The sequence below is a fragment of the Sandarakinorhabdus rubra genome (genome assembly GCF_010994245.1).
Classification (GTDB): Bacteria; Pseudomonadota; Alphaproteobacteria; order Sphingomonadales; family Sphingomonadaceae; genus Sandarakinorhabdus; species Sandarakinorhabdus rubra.
In genome coordinates, this window is record NZ_WMHO01000286.1 from 1 (window position 1) to 2,759 (window position 2,759).

Below are 2,759 nucleotides of genomic sequence, written 5' to 3' on the forward strand. Positions count from 1 at the left end.
CTGAGGCCGCCGGCGCGTTGCTGGCAGGGCTGGCGCTGGCGGGCGGCGCGGCGGCCCAGACCGGCCTGACCCCGGTGAAGGATCGCGTTCTGGTGGTCGGCGCGCTGGCGAAGCGCACCGGGGAGACGCGCTTTCTCACCCTGAAGCCGGGGCAATATCTGGATTTCGGCGGGCTGCGCATCACCGCCCGGACCTGCGAGACAACGCTGCCGTGGGAAACGCCGAAACTGTCCGGCGGCTTTCTGCAGGTGGACGAACGGCTGGGCGGGCAGGTGCGGCGGGTGTTCTCCGGCTGGCTGTTTGCCGAAAGCCCCAGCCTCAACGTGATGCAGCACCCGCGCTATGATGTCTGGCTCAAGAGCTGCACGATGCGCTTTCCGGACGGGCCCGCACCGCGCCCGCCCTCATCCGCCGCAAAGAAATCGCCCGAGCCCGGCACCGCGGCGGCCAGCAGCGTGCGATAATCCTTCGCCGGGATCTCGATCGCGCCAAAGCCGGCGAGATGGTGGGTGAGGAACTGGGTGTCGAGCAGGGTGAAGCCGCCCAGCCGCAACCGCGCAACCAGCGCTGCGAGGCAGCATTTGGACGCGTCCCGCACATGCGTGAACATCGATTCGCCAAAGAAAGCCGCGCCCAACCGCACGCCATAAAGGCCGCCGGCCAGTTCGCCATCGTGTGTCCAGGCCTCCACCGAATGGGCATGGCCGCGCCGGTGCAGCGCCACATAGGCCTCGGCAATCAGCGGGTTGATCCAGGTCTCGCTGCGCCCCGGCGCCGGCTCGGCACAGCCGGCCACGATGGCCGCGAAGGCGCGATCGACGGTGAAGCGGAAACGTTCCTGCTTCAGGGTCTTGGCCAGGCTCCTGGGCAGGTGGAAGCCATCCAGCGGCAAGATCCCGCGCCGACGCGGTTCCACCCAGAACACGTCTGGGGAATCGGCGCGTTCGGCCATGGGGAAGATGCCGCCGGCATAGGCGCGCAGCAGCAGATCAGGATCCAGCCGGTTGGCGAGAGGGCGGCTCACGGGGAGATGATGCGCCGGGGGACGTTCCGGCGCCAGTCCGAAATTTCCCTCAGCCGGCCGCGGCGCGGGCCGCCAGCCAACGTTCCAGCCACTTGATCGAATAATCGCCGTTCAGGAAGTCCGGATCCTCGATCAGCGCCTGGTGCAGCGGGATCGTGGTCTTCGGCCCGTGAATGACGAACTCTTCCAGCGCGCGCCGCAGCCGCATCAGGCACTCATCGCGGCTGGCGCCATAGACGATCAGCTTGGCGATCAGCGAGTCGTAATAGGGCGGGATGCGATAGCCATCATAGAGCGCCGAATCGACCCGCACGTGCAGGCCGCCCGGCTGGTGGAAATCGGTGACCCGCCCCGGCGAGGGCGCGAACGTCGCCGGATCCTCGGCATTGATGCGGCACTCGATGGCGTGGCCTTCGAAGTGGATATCGTCCTGCGTGACACTGAGCGGCAGACCGGCGGCGACGCGGATCTGTTCGCGCACGAGGTCGAGGCCCGTGATCGCCTCGGTAACCGGGTGTTCCACCTGCAGGCGGGTGTTCATCTCGATGAAGAAGAACTCGCCGTTCTCCCAGAGGAACTCGATGGTGCCGGCACCGCGATACTTCAGCTTGGAAATCGCCTGCCGCACCACTTCGCCCATGCGCGCCCGTTCGGCAGCGCTCAGCGCCGGTGACGGGGCTTCCTCGAGCACCTTCTGGTGGCGGCGCTGCAGCGAACAGTCACGCTCGCCCATGTGGACGGCGCCGCCCTGCCCGTCCCCGAAGATCTGGAACTCGATATGGCGGGGCTCGGAGAGATATTTCTCGATATAGACGGTGTCGTCGCCAAACGCGGCCTTGGCCTCGCTCTTGGCCTGGCTGACCAGCGAGGGCAGGCTTGCGGCATCGGGGATCACCTTCATGCCGCGCCCGCCGCCGCCCGAAGCAGCCTTGACCAGCACCGGGTAACCGATCTTCGCGGCGACCTCGAGCGCCTCCTCCACCGAGGTCACCGGGCCATCGGAGCCCGGCACCAGCGGCAGGCCGAGCGCGGCGGCGGTGCGCTTGGCCTCCACCTTGTCGCCCATCTTGCGGATATGCTCAGGGTCCGGCCCGATCCAGGTGATGCGATGCTCCTGCACGATCTCGGCAAAGCGGGCGTTCTCGCTCAGGAAGCCATAGCCGGGGTGGATGGCATCGGCCTGGGCGATCTCGGCAGCCGAAATGATCGCCGGGATGTTGAGATAGGAGTCGGTGGCCGACGGCGGGCCGATGCAGATGGCCTCGTCGGCCAGCCGCACGTGCATGGCATCGGCATCGGCCGTGGAGTGCACCGCCACGGTGCGGATGCCCATCTCGCGGCAGGCGCGGTGGACACGCAGCGCAATCTCGCCCCGGTTGGCGATGAGGACCTTCCTGAACACGGGCCGGTTACTCAATGATCACCAGCGGTTGGTCATACTCCACCGGCTGTTCGGACTTCACCAGGATGGACTTGACGATGCCGCCCTTCGGCGCGGTGATCGGGTTCATCACCTTCATCGCCTCGATGATCAGCAGCGTGTCGCCGGCCTTCACTGCCGCGCCTTCGCTGATGAACGGCGCCGCGCCCGGCTCCGGCGTCAGATAGGCGGTGCCGACGATTGGCGACTTCACCACGCCGGGATGATTCTTGACGTCATCGCCGCCAGACGCCGCAGCCCCGGGGGCGGCGGATGCTGCCGCTGCGGGCGGCGGTGCCGGCCAGCCGCCTGCCG

3 protein-coding genes and 1 pseudogene are annotated in these 2,759 nt (G+C 67.7%); 1 reads left to right on the forward strand and 3 read right to left on the reverse strand.

What is annotated here, in order from left to right:
* Nucleotides 1–92: 92 nt before the first annotated feature.
* Nucleotides 93–305: pseudogene (locus tag GJV64_RS15665) on the forward strand (DUF2155 domain-containing protein); the annotation flags it as partial.
* 35 nt (nt 306–340) lie between these two features.
* Here the strand turns inward: GJV64_RS15665 and aat are convergent.
* From aat to GJV64_RS13440, 3 genes are all read right to left on the reverse strand, one after another.
* On the reverse strand, nt 341–1,024 hold the full coding sequence (gene aat / locus GJV64_RS13430) for a leucyl/phenylalanyl-tRNA--protein transferase (RefSeq protein WP_164157867.1): 684 nt from the start codon (nt 1,022–1,024) through the stop codon (nt 341–343).
* Between the two features lie 49 nt (nt 1,025–1,073).
* Nucleotides 1,074–2,426 carry an acetyl-CoA carboxylase biotin carboxylase subunit gene (gene accC / locus GJV64_RS13435; protein WP_164157869.1) on the reverse strand — a complete coding sequence of 451 codons (1,353 nt, stop codon included), beginning with the start codon at nt 2,424–2,426 and terminating at the stop codon, nt 1,074–1,076.
* A 7-nt stretch (nt 2,427–2,433) separates the two neighbouring features.
* Nucleotides 2,434–2,759: acetyl-CoA carboxylase biotin carboxyl carrier protein (locus GJV64_RS13440; protein ID WP_268920648.1), on the reverse strand; the 326-nt coding region annotated here is incomplete at its 5' end.